General features: G+C 36.3%; 16 protein-coding genes. 15 read left to right on the forward strand and 1 reads right to left on the reverse strand.

Annotated features, from left to right (window positions below):
* The first annotated feature begins 14 nt into the window (after positions 1-14).
* From R4Z10_RS03590 to R4Z10_RS03610, 5 genes are all read left to right on the forward strand, one after another.
* On the forward strand, positions 15-1,556 hold the full coding sequence (locus R4Z10_RS03590; RefSeq protein WP_338471863.1) for an MFS transporter: 1,542 nt from the start codon (positions 15-17) through the stop codon (positions 1,554-1,556).
* Between the two features lie 305 nt (positions 1,557-1,861).
* Positions 1,862-2,875 (forward strand): sugar kinase, encoded by a 1,014-nt coding sequence (locus R4Z10_RS03595; protein WP_338471864.1) that lies wholly within the window; start codon positions 1,862-1,864, stop codon positions 2,873-2,875.
* Between the two features lie 26 nt (positions 2,876-2,901).
* Positions 2,902-4,320 carry a glucuronate isomerase gene (gene uxaC / locus R4Z10_RS03600; protein WP_338471865.1) on the forward strand — a complete coding sequence of 473 codons (1,419 nt, stop codon included), beginning with the start codon at positions 2,902-2,904 and terminating at the stop codon, positions 4,318-4,320.
* Between the two features lie 21 nt (positions 4,321-4,341).
* Positions 4,342-5,388 (forward strand): mannonate dehydratase, encoded by a 1,047-nt coding sequence (gene uxuA / locus R4Z10_RS03605; protein ID WP_338471866.1) that lies wholly within the window; start codon positions 4,342-4,344, stop codon positions 5,386-5,388.
* Positions 5,389-5,440: 52 nt separating this feature from the next.
* Positions 5,441-6,295 carry an SDR family oxidoreductase gene (locus R4Z10_RS03610; RefSeq protein ID WP_338471867.1) on the forward strand — a complete coding sequence of 285 codons (855 nt, stop codon included), beginning with the start codon at positions 5,441-5,443 and terminating at the stop codon, positions 6,293-6,295.
* Positions 6,296-6,622: 327 nt separating this feature from the next.
* On the opposite strand, the gene R4Z10_RS03615 is transcribed toward R4Z10_RS03610, so the two are convergent.
* Positions 6,623-8,233, reverse strand: a complete 1,611-nt coding sequence (locus R4Z10_RS03615; protein ID WP_338471868.1) for a glucose PTS transporter subunit IIA — start codon at positions 8,231-8,233, stop codon at positions 6,623-6,625.
* Between the two features lie 495 nt (positions 8,234-8,728).
* On the opposite strand from R4Z10_RS03615, the gene R4Z10_RS03620 reads away from it, so the two are divergent.
* The 10 genes from R4Z10_RS03620 (at position 8,729) to R4Z10_RS03665 (ending at position 20,573) form a co-directional block, all read left to right on the forward strand.
* Positions 8,729-10,096 carry a glycoside-pentoside-hexuronide (GPH):cation symporter gene (locus R4Z10_RS03620; RefSeq protein WP_338471869.1) on the forward strand — a complete coding sequence of 456 codons (1,368 nt, stop codon included), beginning with the start codon at positions 8,729-8,731 and terminating at the stop codon, positions 10,094-10,096.
* Between the two features lie 128 nt (positions 10,097-10,224).
* Positions 10,225-10,941 (forward strand): GntR family transcriptional regulator, encoded by a 717-nt coding sequence (locus R4Z10_RS03625; protein ID WP_338471870.1) that lies wholly within the window; start codon positions 10,225-10,227, stop codon positions 10,939-10,941.
* A 241-nt stretch (positions 10,942-11,182) separates the two neighbouring features.
* A complete protein-coding gene (locus tag R4Z10_RS03630) occupies positions 11,183-11,818 on the forward strand; it encodes a bifunctional 2-keto-4-hydroxyglutarate aldolase/2-keto-3-deoxy-6-phosphogluconate aldolase (protein ID WP_338473154.1) in 636 nt (211 codons plus the stop codon).
* 59 nt (positions 11,819-11,877) lie between these two features.
* Positions 11,878-13,296 (forward strand): glucuronate isomerase, encoded by a 1,419-nt coding sequence (gene uxaC / locus R4Z10_RS03635; RefSeq protein WP_338471871.1) that lies wholly within the window; start codon positions 11,878-11,880, stop codon positions 13,294-13,296.
* 17 nt (positions 13,297-13,313) lie between these two features.
* Positions 13,314-14,360, forward strand: coding sequence for a mannonate dehydratase (gene uxuA / locus R4Z10_RS03640; protein ID WP_338471872.1), 1,047 nt, complete (start codon positions 13,314-13,316; stop codon positions 14,358-14,360).
* Positions 14,361-14,398: 38 nt separating this feature from the next.
* Positions 14,399-15,253 carry an SDR family oxidoreductase gene (locus R4Z10_RS03645; RefSeq protein WP_338471873.1) on the forward strand — a complete coding sequence of 285 codons (855 nt, stop codon included), beginning with the start codon at positions 14,399-14,401 and terminating at the stop codon, positions 15,251-15,253.
* Positions 15,254-15,404: 151 nt separating this feature from the next.
* Positions 15,405-16,247: an HAD hydrolase-like protein gene (locus tag R4Z10_RS03650; RefSeq protein ID WP_338471874.1), complete on the forward strand. Its 843-nt coding sequence runs from the start codon at positions 15,405-15,407 to the stop codon at positions 16,245-16,247.
* A gap of 18 nt (positions 16,248-16,265) precedes the next feature.
* On the forward strand, positions 16,266-18,014 hold the full coding sequence (locus R4Z10_RS03655; protein ID WP_338471875.1) for a glycoside hydrolase family 3 N-terminal domain-containing protein: 1,749 nt from the start codon (positions 16,266-16,268) through the stop codon (positions 18,012-18,014).
* A 333-nt stretch (positions 18,015-18,347) separates the two neighbouring features.
* A complete protein-coding gene (locus R4Z10_RS03660) occupies positions 18,348-18,989 on the forward strand; it encodes an FMN-dependent NADH-azoreductase (RefSeq protein ID WP_338471876.1) in 642 nt (213 codons plus the stop codon).
* Positions 18,990-19,232: 243 nt separating this feature from the next.
* Positions 19,233-20,573 carry an amino acid permease gene (locus R4Z10_RS03665; RefSeq protein WP_338471877.1) on the forward strand — a complete coding sequence of 447 codons (1,341 nt, stop codon included), beginning with the start codon at positions 19,233-19,235 and terminating at the stop codon, positions 20,571-20,573.
* Positions 20,574-20,668 lie beyond the last annotated feature (95 nt).

Below are 20,668 nucleotides of genomic sequence, written 5' to 3' on the forward strand. Positions count from 1 at the left end.
TGGAGGGGTATTTCATGTCAGCTAAAGACAGAAAGGTAACGTTAAAAACAAGTATAGGGTTTGGATTAACAGATATTATGGGTGGAGGAGCATTTACGATTATTGGAGCTTGGCTGTTGTTCTTCTTTACAACGTTTGCTGGTTTATCACCGGTACAAGCTGCGTCCATTATCGCTATTGCCCGTATCGTGGATGCTGTTATCAGTTTATTTGTTGGGAGTATTTCAGATAATTTATTAAAATATAAAATTGGACGTAAATTTGGTCGCCGTAGATTCTTCTTGCTCATTGGTTCACCATTAATGCTTGCTTATGTACTGCTATGGGTTTCTGGGATGAGTTACTGGTACTATCTATTAACTTTTCTACTATTTGAAGTGATTGCAGCAATGGTATTAATCCCTTGGGAAACACTTCCTTCTGAAATGACAAAAGACTTTAATGAAAGAACACAGATGTCAACAGCAAGAATGTTCCTATCAGGTACAGGTACTTTCCTAGCAACATTTGTTCCAGGTCAAATTCTTGCTGTACTTGGTCAAGATAATTCCTACGCATTTCTAATAAACGGAGCATTTTTCGCTATTTTATTTGCTGTTTGTATCTTTATTTCCTACAAATCCACATGGGAGAGAGAACTTACACCTGAAGAAGAACAGGCATTAGCTCAACAATCAATGGAAGGTCGTAAAAGCTTCTCTGATTCATTAAAAGAGGTTGGCGAAGTCCTAAAAGGATATATTACAACATTTAAAATTAAGGCATTTCGTAAGCATTTAGGTATTTATATTTTTTCTTTTACTGCAAAGGACGTATTTAATGCTACATTCGTCTACTTCTGTGTATTTGCGCTTGGTCAATCATCAACACTTGGTGCGAACCTGCTGTCATTAAGTGCGATTGGGATTCCTATTACAATTTTAGCAGGATACTTAATGATTAAACTTGGACCTGCAAATTTATTCAAAATTTCTTATTCTACAATGATCATCTGTTTGGTTGGATTCTATGTAGTATATTTAACAAAACCAGCCTTGATGATTCCATTATTGTTCGTAATTGCCGGTCTTTATCAAGTTGGTAGAAGTATTTTAGAATTTACGCCTTGGAATGTATTCCCTTTCATTCCAGATGTTGATGAAATCGTTACAAAACAAAGACGCGAAGGTCTCTTTGCAGCGGTCATGACGTTTGCTAGAAAATCCTCTGTCGCTGTTGCTACGATGGCTGTCGGTTTATTATTGGAATTCGGCGGATTTGTTGAAGGTGCTGCTGCCCAATCAACTCAGGCGATTTCAACTATTGTGTATACGATGGTAATAGCCACTGCAGGTTTACTTCTGGTATCATTAGGAATTGCTTTCACTTTCAAATTAAACCGAAATACTCATGATATTCTTGTTAATGAAATTGATCGTTTGAAAGCTGGCGGTTTAAAATCAGATGTTGATTCAGAAACAAGGGAAGTTGTTGAAAATCTAACTGGTTATAATTATGACGAAGTATGGATGGATAATAATGATGAGGTAAAAACCTCCAAAATGGAAATTGCATAGCATCCATGAACCTCCAAGTTATTGTTAATAGGAGGTTTGAAAGCGGATACAGTTGAACGAATATGATACCCATAGGTTAGATTCGATAAATTATATAAAACAAATAATAGATTTAAGAATCTAACCTTAACCTAACATCTCAACATTTAACTTAAGTATTCATGTATACTAGTATAATAAGAATATTTAGGTCTCTACTAAAGATATGTCCGGAAATTGGTAACTCTATAGGTATGAAGAATAAATGGTGATCGTTTATACAACAAGTTGCCTAAATAATTACTAACAAGAAGGTGGAATAAATAGTGAAGAAAGTAGTTACTTTAGGAGAAATTATGCTGCGATTAGCTGCTCCTGATTATCAAAAAATTGTTCAAGCCCAATCCTTTGATGCTATTTATGGTGGAGGGGAGGCAAATGTTGCCATTTCATTAGCCAAATTTGGACTAGATAGTTCATTTGTAACGAAGCTACCGAAAAATGCTATTGGAACGAGTGCTGAACAACAATTAAATCGTTTCGGTGTTAAAACCGATCATGTTATTCATGGTGGAGATAGATTAGGAATTTATTTTTTAGAAAATGGTTATTCTATTCGCCCATCAAAAGTTTACTATGATAGAAAGTATTCAGCTTTTGCAGAGTCGAAGGTCGAAGAATATGATTTTGATGCCATTTTTGCGGATGCTGATTGGTTCCATATAAGCGGAATAACACCTGCTTTGAATGATGAGTTATTTTTATTAACGAAAACAGCACTATCAGCCGCAAAGAAAAAGGGCTTAAAAACAAGCTGTGACCTTAATTATCGCAGTTCTCTATGGTCATTTGAAGATGCGCGAAAAAAAATGTCTGAATTGGTATCAAATGTTGATCTATGTATTGGAATAGAACCGTTACAGTTGCTAGATGAAAATGGCGATGAAATTAAAGATCATCTACCTGAAAATCCAAATATAGATGATTACTTGAAAGTTATGAATGAAATGAAAAGGCAGTTTGGGATTGAATATGTTGCCATGACCAAAAGATCCCATCTATCTGTTAATCGTAACCGCCTACAAGCATTCCTTTTTGACGGACAAGAGATATATCAATCAAGTACAGTTGAGGTCGATATTATTGATCGAGTTGGAACAGGAGATGCTTTCTCAGCGGGAATGATTTATTCATTAATCAATAATTTTGAACCTAAAAAAGCTGTTGAATTTGGATTAGGTTGTTTTGCTCTTAAGCACACAGTTAAAGGGGACGCTAATTTAGTGCCGATTTCAGATATAGAAAATTTCATGAATGGTTCTCTTGCCATTAATCGATAAGAATAGATCTAGGAGGTGTTAGAGTTTTGAGTACTTTTATCCATGAAAACTTTATGTTAACGAACCAAACAGCTATTGAACTCTATCATAATTATGCTGAAAAAATGCCAATTTACGATTATCACTGCCACTTATCACCAAAGGATATTGCTGAAAATCGTAAATTTAACAATATAACCGAGTTATGGCTTGAAGGCGACCATTATAAATGGAGAGCGATGAGAGCGCATGGGATTGCGGAAAAATATATTACTGGTGATGCTGATCCGAAGGAAAAATTTGCTGCATGGGCTAAAACGGTGCCATATACACTTGGGAATGCACTATATCACTGGACTCATATTGAGCTAAAAAAATACTTTGGTATTGAAGAACTACTAAATGAAGAGAGCTGTGAACGTATCTGGAATCAGTGTAACGAATTATTGCAACAGGATAATTATTCTGTTCGTGAATTGATTAAGCGCTCCAACGTCAAGGTGATCGGGACAACAGATGAACCGACTGACGATCTTCAGTATCATGAAATAATTGCTCAGCTATCAGAGTTTCCAGTAAAAGTGATACCGTCCTTTCGCCCTGATAAAGGGTTAGAAATTAATAAAAAGACGTTTCTTCCATTTGTTGAGGAGCTTGAAAAAACGGTCAACCAAAACTTGACGATCTATAGCGAATATGTAGAAGCGTTACTTTCTCGTGTGCAATATTTCCATGAAAAGGGCTGCCGAATTTCTGACCATGGCTTATCTGAAATTCCGTTTGCTGAATTCGAAGTAGATGAATTAGATAGAATATATCAATCTGGCCGCAAAGGCAACCGTGTAAGTTTAGAGGATGAAAATAAGTTTAAAACAGCCCTTTTAATGGCTCTTGCCAAAGCGTATAAAGAGCGCAACTGGGCAATGCAAATCCATTTTGGTGCGATTCGTAATAATAATACGAAAATGTTTCACAAATTGGGTCCTGATGCAGGTTTTGACTCCATTAGTGATCAAGGTGAAGTTGCACAACCATTAAATGCTTTATTAAATTCTTTTGAAATGCGGGATTCATTGCCAAGAACAATCGTTTACAACTTAAATCCCGTTTACAATGAACTGGTTGGGACAACCATTCAAAACTTCCAAAGCAATGAAGCAGGAATAGCTGGTAAAATCCAATTTGGTTCTGGCTGGTGGTTTAATGATACAAAACCAGGAATGATCCGCCAATTAACAGCTTTAGCTGATCAAGGGTTATTAATGCATTTTGTTGGGATGCTGACAGATTCACGTAGCTTTATCTCATATAGCAGACATGAATACTTCCGCCGTATCCTATGCAACTTAGTTGGTACATGGGTGGAAGATGGGGAAATTCCAAATGACCCAGCATTGCTGCAAAAACTTGTTGAAAACATTTGTTATAACAATGCTAAAAACTACTTCGCAATTGAAGTTGAATGATAAAAGGGAGGAAATTTAATTATGGAAATGGGTTTTCGTTGGTATGGTAAAACAGATTCGATTCCACTAGAATACATTCGTCAAATTCCTGGGATGAAAGGAATTGTAACCGCTATTTATGATATTCCGGTTGGGGAAGCTTGGCCGATGGATAAAATTGAAGAGTTAAAGAAAACAGTTGAGGATGCAGGTTTACACATTTCAGTGATTGAAAGTGTTCCTGTTCATGAAGATATTAAAATCGGGTTACCAACTCGTGATCAATATATTGAGAACTACAAAACAACTTTACGTAATCTTGGTAAAGCGGGCATTCCCGTTGTATGTTACAACTTTATGCCAATCTTTGACTGGACACGTACGGATTTAGAATATCGTCTTCCAGATGGATCTACAGCTCTTATTTTTGAAGAAGAAGTAGCAAAGAAAATGGATCCTCTAACAGGTGAACTTTCACTTCCAGGTTGGGATTCTAGCTACAAGAAAGAAGACTTGCAACAATTATTTGATCACTACAAAAATGTAGATCACGAAAAGCTTTGGGAAAACCTAGAGTATTTCATTAAAGAAATCATTCCAGTAGCAGAAGAAGCTGGCATTAAGATGGCCATCCATCCGGATGATCCTCCGTATGATATCTTTGGATTACCACGCATTATCACAAACAAAGAAAACTTAGAAAGATTCATTAACCTATATGACAGCCCAAATAACGGGTTAACGATGTGTAGTGGATCTCTTGGTGCAGAACCTAAAAATGATTTCCCAGAAATGTTACGCTATTTCGGTCAAAAAGATCGCGTGAATTTCGTACATGCTCGTAACATAAAGCTTACAGGCGGGTTGTCGTTTGAAGAAAGTGCGCATCCAACTGAATATGGATCCATTGACATGTATGAAGTGATTAAAGCAATGGCAGATTTCAACTACACAGGTCCAATTCGTCCTGACCACGGAAGAATGATTTGGGGCGAAACGGGTAAACCAGGTTATGGATTATATGACCGCGCTTTAGGTGCAACATATCTATATGGATTATGGGAAGCAGAACAAAAAAGTAGAAAATAATCTTCTACTTAATAGTTAGTTATTAAACGATTTTGATAAGGGGGATGAGAGTATGGCAGTTCCATTTAGAGTAGATTTAACAGATAAAGTCGCCATTGTAACTGGTGGTGGCGGTGTATTAGGTTCTTATTTTTCAAAAGCTTTAGCAGAATGTGGTGCAAAAGTAGCGATTATCGATCGAACGCAAGAATCAGCGGATAAAGTAACCGCTGAAATCAAAGAAGCAGGCGGTAAAGCAATTGGTGTAGAAGCGAACGTTCTAGATAAAGAAGCATTAGAAAGAGCTCGTCAAATCATTATAAAAGAATTTGGTCCTGTAGACATTCTTTTAAACGGCGCAGGCGGAAACAATCCAAAGGGCTCTACAGACGACGAATTCTATAATGAAGAAGAAGTGAAGAAAAATCCAGAATTAAAAACATTCTTTGACTTAGATCCTGAGGGTGTTGGATTTGTTTTTGACTTAAACTTCTTAGGAACATTACTTCCTTCCCAAGTGTTTGCGAAAGATATGATTGGTAAAAAAGGTGCCAATATCATTAATGTTTCTTCAATGAATGCTTATACACCTTTAACAAAGATTCCTGCTTATAGTGGAGCGAAAGCTGCTATCAGTAATTTTACACAATGGTTAGCTACTTACTTTGCAAAAACAGGTATTCGTGTAAATGCAATTGCTCCAGGATTTTTAGTAACAAAACAAAACGAAAAATTACTATTCAATGAAGATGGCACACCAACTGCTAGAACTGGAAAAATTATTAGCAGTACCCCAATGGAAAGATTCGGTGAGCCAGAAGAGTTAATAGGCGGTCTTCTATATTTAGCCAGTGAGGAAGCGGCAAGCTTTGTAACAGGCGTTGTACTTCCAATTGATGGTGGATTTTCCTCATACACGGGCGTCTAGTAATTCAAACACAGTATTAATTTAAGATATGGACATTATTTTTATAGCACTACTCTGTAGATTAAGATAATCAATTTTTCTATGAATAGAAAAACGGCGAGGAACATAGTTTCCCTCGCCGCTGTTCTTTATTTAAAGGGCAGTAAGACCCACTCAAGATTCTAAGTATAATAAAAGGAGATAGGTAGGGGTCAGCTGCTCGTAAAGCTCCGATTGGTGAATAAGATTTATCTTTGTGCTTCAGCCCTTAGATAAATCAATCAGGCTCTACGTGACTAACCATCAGTGAGGGATGAAAGAACCCCCCCCACTGATGGAAGTTTCACTTTATACATTAAGCTTAATAATAGCTTCCCTCGCCTGAACAGTATCTTCCTTCGTTGAGATTACATCTATATATTGATTTGTATTGATGACGACAACAGGTGTTTTAACATCATAGCCGGCAGATTTAATGTTTTCGATGTCAAATTCAATTAACAAATCCCCCTTTTTAACAGTATCCCATTGTTTTACATGAGAAGTGAAAAACTGACCTTTCAATTGAACAGTATTGACTCCAATAAAAATTAAGATTTCTGCTCCCTTATCTGATGTAATCCCGATGGCGTGATTGGAAGCGAATAAAGAAGTAACCATTCCATCGACTGGTGAAACCACTTCACCTTTAGTAGGATCAATCGCAATTCCTTCTCCTACTGTCCCAGATGAAATAAGAGGGTCGTCAATTTTAGCTAATGAAACCACTTCTCCGCTTAATGGGCTCATAATGACTTCTCTCTCCACAGGATCTAATCCAAATTCCTTTACCTTCTTAGCAGGTTTTACAACTTTGTTGCCTTCATATCCAAATACAAGGACAAGAACCATGGTTAAAAATAAAGCTGTCAAAGTTCCGATTAAAAGTTGGCTCATTGGTGTAAAAACAGGAATTGATAAGAAACTTGGCAAGGCAAATCCTGTTGCTTTAACTCCAAGTGACCCAATAATACCTCCACCAATAGCTCCAGCTATTGCAACATAAAGCATAGTTCGCTTGTAAGGAACAAGAATACCGTATGTGATAATTTCTGTTGTACCTGCTAAGGCACTAGGAAGTAAACCAGACCCAGCTAGCGTTTTTAAGTCTTTATCTTTTGTTTTAATGAACACACCCATACCAAGCCCGATTTGAGCAAAAGGAGCGGCAGCCGCCATTGGGATAATAGGGTCAAAACCACTTGCAGCTAGATTTGCAATCGATATTGGAATAACCGCCCAGTGAAGACCTAAGATAGTAAGGAATGACCATGCGGCTCCCAGCACTGCTCCTGTAAGAAGTCCACTCTTAGAACTTAAAAATTGAATAGCAGCAGACAAAGCTTCCCCAACATATGTACCAAAGGGTCCAAAGACGAGAATGGTTAGTGGTACAATCACAATTAAGGAAATCATAGGAATAATAAACATTTGTAAATCTTTATGAATGACCTTTTTCAAAGATCGATCTAGTAATACATAGATCGAAACCGCAATTAAGATTGGAAATACAGTTGAAGAATAATTAGCTAGGATGACTGGAATTCCTAGGAAAGAAACGTCTTGTGCTCCTTGGCTGACCAAGTTAGTATAATTCGGCTCTAATAGGGATGCTCCAATGGCTCCGCCAACATATCCATTAGCTCCCAACTTATTAGCCATCGTGATCCCAAGAAAAACGGGGAAGAAGTAAAAGATTGCATGCCCTGCTGCTGATAAAATTGCATAAGTACCACTTTCAGGAGAGATCCATCCAAGTGTTTTCAATAAGGAGAGCAAGGCGGTAATTAAAGCAGAACCAGCAAGAACTCCTAATATGGGAGCAAAACTTCCACTGATTGTTTCTAAAATTTTATTCATGATCGAATCTTGTTTTTCTTTTTCGGAAGAATGAACGGATGATTTATTAGTCATTTCCATTATTTATGTTCCTCTCATTTTATTTTCCATTTGAAGAATGAATTTTAATAAGGCTCGTTTTAGTATTACAATCGTTAAAAAGAATCATTCAACTTCTTTAGTATACTAGTATACATTAATTTCTGTCTAGAAACGATTTAGTGTGAAAAGCCTTTCTTTACTGGTAAAGTTAAGCGAAATAAATAAAACCAAATAATTAAGGATGGAATAAACATAAAATATTTAAAAAGGCAATAAAAAAATACATCTTTTTTTATAAATTTGAACATATTGTTAACGGTTTCAATTTTTTATTGTATTTTTACTATCAGCATGCTAGTATACAAGTATACTAATTCACAGAGATATCTCGACTTTTGCCCAAGAGTTTTGTAGGCATAATAGCATTAAATTTATAAAATTAGGGCAAACAGTTCAATGAAGATAAGTCGATTAGTAAATTTTTCATTAATAATGAAAGCCCTTTTTTATCAAACTAATATAGAGGTGAAAAAAATGCGTAAATTTGGTACAAGAGACAAATTTGGTTATTTATTCGGAGACTTTGGAAACGATTTCTTCTTTATGCTTGTATTGGCATTTTTAATGGTATTTTATACAGATGTTATGCATCTTGATCCTGCGGCAGTTGGTGGATTGTTTGTAGTTGCCCGTTTATGGGATGCCTTTGCTGATATGGCATGGGGACGCTTTATTGATACGAGAAAAACAGGGAAAAACGGGAAATTTAGACCATGGATTTTAAGAATGTCGTTCCCACTTGTTATAACTGGTGTATTAATGTTTGTTTATATTCCAGGAATGTCAGATGGATTTTATCTAGCTTATGCTTACGTAACCTATATTGTATGGGGAACGTTATATAGTACAGTTAACATCCCTTATGGATCGATGGCATCTGTTATGACAGCTGATCCGGTAGAACGTACTGCTTTATCTACTTGGAGAACTGTTGGATCACAATTGGCAGGATTAGTCATTAATGTTCTCGGACCGATCATTCTGTTTGTAGATAACAAAGCAGTACCAAGTCGCTTTTTCATGGCAGCCCTTATTTTTGGTCTTTTAGCAATTGCATGTTATATAGCTTGTTACAAGATGACTACAGAACGTATCGTTGTGGATGAAACTGCTAAACCAAAACCTCAAAAGGGTGCAACAATCAAAGGGCTTGTTAAAAATAAACCATTAATATTCTTTCTCGCCGCTTCTTTAACTTTCATGGTAAACCTTATGTTAATTGGTGCAGTAAACGTTTACTTGTTTAAAGATTACTTTGGAACAGCTACTGCTTTAAGTATTGTTGGTTTGGTGCAATCTGGGGCTGCGTTTGTAATGGCACCATTCATTCAAAAGTTAGTTAAAAAATTCGGTAAAAAAGAATTGGTATCTGTAAGTGTATTAGTAGCGGGACTTGTTTATTTAGCTTTATATCTGCTTCCGCACTTAAACGTAACACAATTTATTGTTCTCTTTGCTATTGCTATGCTTGGTATGGGTGTGTTTAGTCTTGTAATTTGGGCATTCGTTTCAGATATTATTGATTATCACGAATATTTAACTGGTTTACGTGAAGATGGAACGATTTATGCGATCTATTCAATGGCACGTAAAATTGGACAAGCAGTTGCAGGGGGAGTTGGTGCTGCGGCAATTGCAGCAGTTGGTTATAATTCAACACTTGAAGTACAAACAGCTGAAACACTAAGCGGGATCCATATGGTTGGTACTCTAATCCCTGCATTAATTTTCTTGGCTGTATTTATCATCATTACCTTCCTATATCCTTTAAACAAAAAACGTACCGATAAGCTTGCTGCTGATTTAGCTGCAAAAAGAAATGGAGACGGTAGTGCTGCTTAAGGGTATTTAACAAAGTTAATGAAGATAGTTATGTGAAATGACTATCTTCTTTTTTTATATTGAATGATACTATTTTACCATGCTATTATGAAGTTAGTAGTTGGTCAGAAAATAGGGAGTGTACCAAAATGATTACAGATGCATCAAGGCTTCCCGGGGAAAATAATAAAGATTATGCTTATCGAATGATTAAGTCTTCCATTATGTCTTTGGAATTAAAACCTGGACAGTCGATAAGTGAGGTTGAATTAGCTGAAGCATTAGGTTTATCTCGAACCCCCATTCGTGAAGTTCTCGCCAAATTGCGTGAGGAACACTTAATTGAAGTTATTCCTCAAGTAGGGACCTATATATCAAAAATTGATCCACAGCTTATTAAAGAAGCCACTTTTATGCGATATACTATAGAAAGAGAAGTTTTAAAGTTGGCTTGTGAGTCTTTTCCGAAAGCAAATATGTATGATTTAAAGAAAAACATTGTTCTTCAAGAGGAACTAATAGGATTAACAGGAAAAGAAAGGGAATTTCATACGCTTGATAAGGAATTCCACTCTATTATCTTTTTGGGAAATAAGAAAGAACATGTATGGGAGGCCATTACTCGAATCAGTACACATTACAACCGAATGAGGCTTCTTTCCGAAATGCAGCATCATTTTGATGAGGCGATTATACAACACGGAAAAATTGTTGAAATTCTTGAAAATAAAGATTGTGAACAAGTTGAGGAAATTGTTAGACAACATATTATCGAACCGATCAAATTATGGGACGAATTTATTCAGGATAACAGCCCTTATCATAATTATTTTAAACAACCTGATCAAAAACCAGCATTCTTTTAGGATGCTGGTTTTTAAATTTTACGAAGTTGTGTCAATTAGTAAATTTTATCAGTACACACTTGAAATACCAATATAGGCATGCTAGTATACAAGTATACAAGAAACATTTTCATAAATATCTTTTTAAAAGGTTATTTGTATATATCGTATAAATCAGCAGTTTTTAACCAACCTAATATCATAAATATGAAAAAATTATCCTTAAGAAGCTTTTAATTATATTTACGAGGTGAAGTAAATGTTGCAAAAATTTGAAGTGTTAAATGAAATACATAAGGGATATCTAGTTGCCGTTATTCGTGGAAAAAATAAAGAAGATGCAGTAGAAATTTCTAAACAAGCTTATCAAGGTGGAATTCGCTCTTTAGAAGTAACGTTCTCAACACCTGGCGCTGAAGAAGCAATCGCAGAATTGGTACGAATTGGCGATTCTAACATGATTGTTGGGGCAGGAACAGTATTAGATGGAGAGACAGCAAGGATCGCGATTATGAAAGGGGCTCGTTATATTGTAAGTCCTCATTTTAGTCCTGAGATTGCAACGGTCTGTAACCGTTATGCTATTCCTTATTTACCAGGCTGTGGTTCAGTTACAGAGATTATGCATGCGTTAGAATCTGGGGTTGATGTTGTAAAGCTATTCCCTGGTAGCTTAATGGGCCCAGGATTTATTAAAGATGTAAAAGGTCCGATTCCACATGTTGAAATCATGCCTTCCGGTGGAGTAAGTATTGATAATATTGATAAGTGGGTAAACAATGGTGCATTTGCAGTTGGAATTGGCAGTGCATTAACAAAAGGTGTTACCAATGGCGATTACAGTTCTGTCCAACAAGTCGCTAGAACATTTGCTGATAAATTAGCTTCTATTAAATAGAGCTTTATAAGCAGCACCTAAAAAATGTTAATCCAAAGTAAATAGGAGGGGAAGGCGTTATGAGTCCATTTATTCATGATAATTTTATGCTGAATAACCAAACAGCAGTGGATTTATATCATACATATGCAAAAAAAATGCATATCTATGATTATCACTGCCACCTATCACCAAAAGAGATTGCAGAAAACCGTAAATTTAACAATATTACAGAACTATGGCTAGAAGGCGACCATTATAAATGGAGAGCCATGAGAGCACATGGAATTGATGAGAAATATATTACTGGTGATGCTGACCCTAAAGAAAAATTTAAAGCTTGGGCTAAAACGGTTCCATATACCCTTGGAAATGCATTGTATCACTGGACCCACATTGAGTTAAAAAAATACTTTGGGATTGAAGAATTACTAAATGAAAACAGTTGGGAACAAATCTGGGACCGTTGTAATGAATTGTTGAAACAGGATGATTATTCTGTTCGGGAAATTATAAAACGTTCAAATGTGAAGGTTATTGGAACAACCGATGATCCGACTGATGATCTTCAGTATCATGAACAAATTGCTCAGTTATCAGACTTTCCAGTAAAAGTGCTTCCGTCATTTCGTCCTGATAAAGGGTTGGAAATCAATAAGGACACATTTGTTCCTTTTGTCGAAGCTCTTGAAAAAATTGCAAATAAATCTTTTCCAAGTTACTCAGACTATATTGGAGCCTTATTAGACAGAGTTCAATACTTCCATGAAAAAGGTTGTAGAATATCTGACCATGGCTTATCTGAAATTCCGTTTGCTGAATTCGAAGAAGCTGAATTAGATGGAATATATCAATCTGGCCGCAAAGGCAATCATGTAAGTTTAGAGGATGAAAATAAGTTTAAAACCGCTATTTTACTTTCACTTGCCAAAGCCTATAAAGAAAGACAGTGGACAATGCAAATTCATTTTGGAGCGATTCGTAATAACAATACGAAAATGTTCCAAAAATTGGGTCCTGATGCTGGTTTTGATTCCATTAGTGATCAAGGTGAAGTTGCACAACCATTAAATGCTTTATTAAATGCTTTTGAAATGCAGGATTCATTGCCTAGAACCATCGTTTACAATTTAAACCCCGTCTACAATGAACTGATTGGCACAACCATACAGAACTTCCAAAGTAATGAAGACGGAATCGCTGGTAAAATCCAATTTGGTTCTGGCTGGTGGTTTAATGATACAAAACCAGGAATGATCCGCCAGTTAACAGCCTTAGCTGATCAAGGGTTATTAATGCACTTTGTTGGGATGCTGACAGATTCACGGAGTTTTATCTCATATAGCAGACATGAATACTTCCGTCGAATTCTATGTAACTTAGTTGGAACATGGGTGGAAGATGGGGAGATTCCTAACGACCCATCATTGCTGCAACAACTAGTTGAAAACATTTGTTATTACAACGCTAAAAATTACTTCGCTATCGAAGTTGAATAATAAGGAGGAAATTAATTATGGAAATGAGTTTTCGTTGGTATGGAAAAACAGATTCGATTCCTTTGGAGTATATTCGTCAAATTCCAGGAATGAAAGGAATTGTAACAGCTATTTATGATATCCCGGTTGGGGAAGCTTGGCCGTTGGATAAAATTGAAGAGTTGAACAAAGCAGTAGAAGATGCTGGCTTACACATTTCAGTGATTGAAAGTGTTCCTGTTCATGAAGACATCAAAATCGGGTTGCCAACTCGTGATAAATACATTGAAAACTATAAAACAACTTTACGCAATCTAGGAAAAGTTGGTATCCCAGTTGTATGTTACAACTTTATGCCAATTTTCGACTGGACACGTACGGATTTAGAGTACCGTCTTCCAGATGGCTCGACTGCACTTATTTTTGAAGAAGAAGTAGCTAAGAAAATGGATCCTTTAACAGGTGAATTATCACTTCCAGGTTGGGATTCTAGCTATAAGAAAGAAGACTTACAACAATTATTTGATCACTATAAAAATGTAGATCATGAAAAGCTTTGGGAAAACCTAGAGTATTTCATTAAAGAAATCATTCCAGTAGCAGAAGAAGCTGGCATTAAAATGGCAATCCACCCAGATGATCCTCCGTATGATATCTTTGGATTACCACGTATTATCACGAACAAAGAGAACTTAGAAAGATTTATTAACCTATATGATAGTCCAAATAACGGGTTAACAATGTGTAGTGGATCTCTTGGTGCAGAACCTAAAAATGACTTCCCAGAAATGTTACGTTATTTCGGCAAGAAAGATCGCGTAAACTTTGTACATGCTCGTAACATTAAACTAACAGGCGGATTATCTTTTGAAGAAAGTGCGCATCCATCTGAATACGGTTCAATTGATATGTATGAGGTCATTAAATCAATGGCTGACTTCAACTATGAAGGCCCAATTCGCCCTGACCATGGAAGAATGATTTGGGGAGAAACGGGTAAACCAGGTTACGGATTATATGACCGTGCTTTAGGCGCAACATATCTATATGGACTATGGGAAGCAGAACAAAAAGGTAGAAAATAATTAAGTGAAATAAACCATTCCTTGAGGAGGATTTAAACATGGCAGTTCCATTTAAAGTGGATTTAACAGATAAAGTAGCTGTTGTAACTGGCGGCGGCGGTGTATTAGGTTCTTATTTTGCAAAAGCTTTAGCAGAATGTGGAGCAAAAGTAGCTGTTTTAGATCGTACCAAAGAATCAGCCGATATAGTGGCAGCTGAAATAAACGAGGCTGGCGGAAAAGCGATTGGTGTTGCAGGAAACGTATTAGATAAGGCAGCTCTAGAACAAGCTAGAGAAATCATTGTAAAAGAATTAGGTACAGTTGATATTCTTCTAAACGGTGCAGGTGGAAACAATCCAAAGGGTTCAACGGAAGATGAATTCTATAATGAAGAAGAAGTAAAACAAAATCCAGAATTGAAAACATTCTTTGATTTAGATCCTGAAGGGGTTGGATTTGTCTTTGACTTAAACTTCTTAGGAACATTGCTTCCATCCCAAGTTTTTGCGAAAGATATGATTGGTAAAAAAGGTGCAAACATCATTAACGTATCCTCAATGAATGCTTATACACCATTAACAAAAATTCCTGCTTATAGTGGGGCAAAGGCTGCTATCAGTAACTTTACACAATGGTTAGCGACTTACTTTGCAAAAACAGGCATTCGTGTAAATGCGATTGCACCAGGCTTCTTAGTAACAAAACAAAACGAAAAATTATTATTCAATGAAGATGGAACACCAACTGCTAGAACTGGAAAAATTATTAGCAGTACTCCAATGGAAAGATTCGGTGAGCCAGAAGAGTTAGTCGGTGGACTTCTTTACTTAGCCAGCGAAGATGCCGCAAGCTTCGTAACTGGTGTTGTTCTTCCAATTGATGGTGGATTCTCTTCTTATACAGGAGTTTAATTTCAATTTTATATTAATGAAGGCTGCTAATCCGAATGATATGGATTAGCAGCTTAATCAATTTTATATTTAAATTTACATATTTTTGTAAGGGTATTCAAACACTTTCTTGAAAAGCGAATAACAAATCCAATGAAAAGAGGGTTTTAAAATGAACGATAAGATAGAAAAATTTCAAAAAACAAAGGATTTTTTGATTTGTGTCGACTCTGATGGCTGTGCCATGGATACAATGGATGTCAAACATATCGAGGCATTTGGACCAGAGGCGGTAAATACTTGGGAACTCCATCAAATTAAGGATCGTTTCCTTAAAGTATGGAATGATATTAATTTATATACAAAAACGAGAGGAATCAACCGTTTTAAAGGGGTTGTCACTACTTTCGAAGCATTAGAAAAAGAAGGTATTGAAATGCCTGATATTTCTTCTTTTAAAAATTGGACTGAAACTACGAGTGAACTTTCTAATCCATCTCTTGAAAAAGCCATTGCAGAAACCAATGATGAGCAATTAAAGAAAGCGCTTGAATGGAGTCATGCAGTTAACCGTACGATTGAAGAAAAACTAGCTGGAAACGATAAGCCAGTTGAAGGTGCAAAGGAAGGTTTAGAAGCCGCCAATAATGTTGCCAACGTAGCCATCGTTTCGTCTGCTAACGGTGCAGCTGTGCTTGATGAATGGACGAGACATGACCTTTCTGTTCACGTTGATGTGATGCTCGGGCAGGAAGCTGGCACAAAAGCGTATTGCATCGGAGAAATGAAAAAGTTCGGCTTTGATGAAACACATGTATTAATGGTCGGCGATGCTCCTGGAGATTTAGCGGCTGCCGAGATAAATGGCGTTCTTTTTTATCCAATTTTAGTTGGGAAAGAAAAGTTCTCTTGGGATCGTTTCAAAAATGAAGCGATAGGGAAATTCCTTGATGGAAGCTTTGCAGGTGAATACCAACAAATGCTGACTGATGAATTTAATAACAACTTGAAATAAAATCAGGAGGGAATAACGATGATACAAAAAATCGCCAAAAATATCCCCATGCCAAAAGTAGATTTAAAAGCAAAACCATATAATCTATCTGATGAAGATATTGAATGGGTAAAAGATACAATTGCTGGCATGTCTGATGAAGAAAAAATTGGTCAGTTATTTATTAACCTATTTTTCTTTGGAGAAGATAAATTTAGTGGTAATAATTTTACAAACAAAGAACTTCTTGAAAAATATCACATTGGTGGAGCGCGTTACCAAGGTGGTACATCAGATCAGGTTCAAGATTTAATAAACAGCTTACAAAAGGATTCAAAAATTCCGTTACTAGTAGCTGCTAACTGTGATGCTGGCGGTAATGGTGCAATGAACGATGGTACATATGTAGCTGCAGCTGCAATGTGTGAAGCTTCAGGCGATGAACAGGTGTCTTATGATGCAGGTTATGTCAGTGGCCGTGAAGAACATGCAATTGGTGTTAACTGGAACTTTGATCCATGTGTGGATATTTTAAAAAACTGGAGAAACACAATTGTTAACACACGTGCTTATGGTACAAATGCTGAAACGGTTATAAAGCATACAAACTCCTATATTAAAGGTTTAACAGAAAGTAATATTGGTGTATGTATTAAACACTGGCCTGGTGATGGAACTGAAGAACGTGACCAACATTTAGTTATGGGTGTTAATGAATTATCTGTAGACGAATGGGAAGAATCTTTCGGTAAAGTATACCGTAATCATATTGAAAATGGTGTTCATTCTATTATGGCTGGCCATATTGCAGTACCCGAATACCAAAAAGCACTTGTTCCGGAATTAGAAGATCGTGATATTTTACCAGCTACACTGGCACCAGAATTAATTAATGGATTACTAAAAGGAAAATTAGGCTTTAATGGCTTAGTTCTTACAGATGCGACTCATATGTTAGGAATGACAGCAGCAATGAGACGTGAAGAGTATGTTCCGCAATCGATTGCAGCTGGCTGTGATATGTTCTTATTCTTTAACAATATTGATGAGGATTACAACTTTATGTTAAATGGATACAAAAATGGAATCATCACAGAAGAACGTCTTCAAGATGCGTTAGAAAGAATTTTGGGCCTTAAAGCTACCCTTGGCCTACACAAAGCACAAAAAGACGGCACAATATTCCGTACAAGAGATGATTTAAAAGTTGTTGGCTGTGACGATCACATTGAACGTGCAAAACAAGCGGCTGATAAAGGAATTACACTTGTGAAAAACACGTTAGATCAATTGCCAATTCGTCCAGAAACACATAAGCGCCTTCGTCTGTACTTCTTAGAAGGAGAAGTAGGAGGAATATATGAACCTAATGAAAAAACGCTAAAATTCATTGTTGAGGAATTAGAGCGACGCGGTTTTGAAGTGACAGTTAACGAAGGCAACTCTCGTGTTAAAGGCCCTACTTTAAAATACCGGGAAGAAGTCGATGCAGCCCTTATTTTTGCAGATGTAGTAGGTTATGGAGCTGAAAATAATTATCGTATTAGATGGAAAACTGCGATGTCTAACGAGGTACCTTGGTATGTACATGAGGTTCCAACTGTATTCATATCATTAAACTTCACAACCCATTTAACAGATGTACCAATGGTAAAATGCTATATTAATGCATACAAAGATGATGAAATTACAATCAAAGCTGTAATTGATAAAATCATGGGTGAATCAGAATTCAAAGGAACACCAAATGAAAATGTTTGGTGTGGTAAATGGGATACAAGACTTTAATAATTCTCAAAAAAAACGAAGGCTTTTTAAATAAGTCTTCGTTTTTCTGTCTAAATAATTGTATAAAGTCAGTTAATCAAGGCGGGTAATATAAGGTATAGATATGGCTGAAAAGAGACAGGGTTAATATCTAAATGGTGCGTTTGAAAAGATGCAGTTCTTGGGAGCTGCATCTTTTTTTATATCACAATAACAGTTACCAATTGAAATATATGATATTGATTTATTAAATGTAATAGAGGAATAAAGTACCATTGACCTTAACATAATATTAATATATCATTAATTCGAGATATTTATTATAAAGATAATAAAAAGGAGAGTAATATTATAATGAATGTACTAGTAGTAAAAGCAAACAATCGTCCTGCTACAGAAGCAGTTTCAAGTAAAATGTATGAAACATTTATGGAAGAAGTTAAAGGGGCAGATAACCTAAATGTAACAGTTTATGATGTATATGAAGAAGATACACCATACTTCGGACAAGAACTGTTTGACGCCTTTGCTAAAGTAGAAAAAGGCGAAGAATTAACAGATTACGAACAACGCTTATTAAATGCTAAACAAAAAGCGATGGACCTTCTTACTGCAACAGACTTAGTTGTCTTTGCATTCCCATTATGGAACTTAACGATTCCAGCTAAATTACAAACGTTTATTGATTATGTTTATGCAGCAGGATTTGCTTTTAAATATGATGAAAATGGTAACATGGTTCAATTAATGACTGATAAAAAAGCTATTTTATTAAGCGCACGTGGTGGCATTTATTCAACTCCAGAGGCTGCTCCAATGGAAATGGCTGCTACTTATATGCGTAATGTATTCGGTGGGGTTTTCGGAATGGAAATCATTGATGAAGTAATTATTGAAGGCCATGCTGCTGCACCAGACAAAGCTGATCAAATTGTTGCAGCAGGTTTAGAAAAAGTGAAAGAAGCAGCTCGCAAATTAGTTGCTGTTAAGGCATAATATCATATTGTGAAAAAATAGGGACAGAGCATATGCTCTGTCCCTATTTTTTTTAGCTTCTGCATAAATTTGTAAATTGACAGTTTACTAAAATATGATATTCTAGGATAGTGTTGCTTTAACGCTAAAAAGCGTTTAGGTCGCAAATTAGTCGGGGTAAATTTAATATAAAGTAGTGATTATATTGGATGTCTCTGTACGATCGGGGAAAAATAAACATAAATTATAGTAAGGTGTGAAATAATGTCTGAAAATCAACATGAGTTAAAAAGGGGATTAAAACCACGACATGTTCAATTCATCGCTTTAGCAGGGATGGTTGGAACCGGGATTTTCAAGGGAAGCTCTGACACATTAAATATGGCAGGCCCAAGTGTTGTCGTTGCATATATGATAGGGGGGCTGCTCTTATTTATTGTTATGGCGGCCTTAGGAGAGATGGCAACTGTTTATCCTAAATTAAATGTACAGACTCTTATTCATAAAGCTTTTGGCTTTCGTCCTTCCTTTATTATCGGATGGCTATATTGGATTAACTGGGTGGTCGTAACAGCGGTTGAATTAATTGCGGCCGGGAGCTTTCTACAGTACTGGTTTCCTCATATTCCGTTATGGGTTTTAAGTATTCTTTGTGCGGTAGTTATTATTACAATCAATTTATTTGAAGTTAAAAGCTATGGGGAAATGGAATTTTGGTTTGCAAGTATCAAGATATTTACATTAGTAGCCTTCATTATTTTGGGGGCCTTCATCCTAGTTGGTATCTTCCCAACAGATTCAAGTGCTTCATTTTCAAACTATACGGCATATGGCGGATTTTTCCCTAATGGGTTAGGTGGAATGTTCAGTGCCTTTTTAGTTGTAGTGTTTTCTTATGGTGGTGCTGAGTTAATCGGTGTTGCTGCGACAGAAACGAAGGATAGCGAAAAGGTTCTCCCGAAGGTTATTAAAACAACTGTGTTTCGAGTCATCATTTTTTACGTATTGCCAATTCTTATTATTTGTGGAATTATTCCGTGGAATCAAGTAAGTGGGCAAGAAAGTCCTTTTGTTCAAGTATTTACATTATCAGGGCTGTCAGGAGCGGCAAGTATTATGAACTTTGTTTTATTAACAGCCGTTTTATCAGCTGCCAATTCAGGCATTTATGCAACATCAAGAACTTTATATACAATGGCTAAAAATGGGGAAGCCCCTAAAGTCTTTTCGAAAATTACTACAAAAGGGATTCCGCTTAACGGTATTTTAGTTACAACTACCTTTATTTTAGCTGGTGTATTTTTGTCTTATTTAACACCAGATGAGGTGATTAGCTATTTAATGTCGATCCCTGGATTTACAGTCCTCATCATTTGGATCGGAATCTGCTTAGCCCAATTGAAGTTGCGTAAATCGTATTCAAGAAAACCGACGTTCCGAGTAAAATGGTTCCCATTCACTACTATATTCGGAGCATTATCACTTTCTGCTATCTTTATAGCATTTATATTTAACCAGAATAACATAATTGGGACTGTTGTATGTTTGACCGTTCTAATTGTATTAATTACACTTTCATTTCTTGTTAAAAAACCAATAAAATAAAGTAAAACTTCCGTCTGTGGGGGCTTTTCACCCCGGTGATGGAAAGGTTTAGGCAGAGCTTGTTGATCACATAGGCGTTGCCGTAAGCGTATTTA

This window comes from Niallia sp. XMNu-256 (assembly GCF_036670015.1).
Classification (GTDB): domain Bacteria; phylum Bacillota; class Bacilli; order Bacillales; family Cytobacillaceae; genus Bacillus_BD.

Bases quoted from the DNA above. Each gene is read 5' to 3' on its own strand.
- R4Z10_RS03650 (WP_338471874.1), top strand. From the start codon at position 15,405: ATGAACGATAAGATAGAAAAATTTCAAAAAACAAAGGATTTTTTGATT.
- uxuA (WP_338471866.1), top strand. From the start codon at position 4,342: ATGGAAATGGGTTTTCGTTGGTATGGTAAAACAGATTCGATTCCACTA.
- R4Z10_RS03610 (WP_338471867.1), top strand. From the start codon at position 5,441: ATGGCAGTTCCATTTAGAGTAGATTTAACAGATAAAGTCGCCATTGTA.
- R4Z10_RS03655 (WP_338471875.1), top strand. From the start codon at position 16,266: ATGATACAAAAAATCGCCAAAAATATCCCCATGCCAAAAGTAGATTTA.
- R4Z10_RS03620 (WP_338471869.1), top strand. From the start codon at position 8,729: ATGCGTAAATTTGGTACAAGAGACAAATTTGGTTATTTATTCGGAGAC.
- R4Z10_RS03615 (WP_338471868.1), bottom strand. From the start codon at position 8,233: ATGGAAATGACTAATAAATCATCCGTTCATTCTTCCGAAAAAGAAAAA.
- uxuA (WP_338471872.1), top strand. From the start codon at position 13,314: ATGGAAATGAGTTTTCGTTGGTATGGAAAAACAGATTCGATTCCTTTG.
- R4Z10_RS03625 (WP_338471870.1), top strand. From the start codon at position 10,225: ATGATTACAGATGCATCAAGGCTTCCCGGGGAAAATAATAAAGATTAT.
- uxaC (WP_338471871.1), top strand. From the start codon at position 11,878: ATGAGTCCATTTATTCATGATAATTTTATGCTGAATAACCAAACAGCA.
- R4Z10_RS03665 (WP_338471877.1), top strand. From the start codon at position 19,233: ATGTCTGAAAATCAACATGAGTTAAAAAGGGGATTAAAACCACGACAT.
- R4Z10_RS03660 (WP_338471876.1), top strand. From the start codon at position 18,348: ATGAATGTACTAGTAGTAAAAGCAAACAATCGTCCTGCTACAGAAGCA.
- R4Z10_RS03590 (WP_338471863.1), top strand. From the start codon at position 15: ATGTCAGCTAAAGACAGAAAGGTAACGTTAAAAACAAGTATAGGGTTT.
- R4Z10_RS03645 (WP_338471873.1), top strand. From the start codon at position 14,399: ATGGCAGTTCCATTTAAAGTGGATTTAACAGATAAAGTAGCTGTTGTA.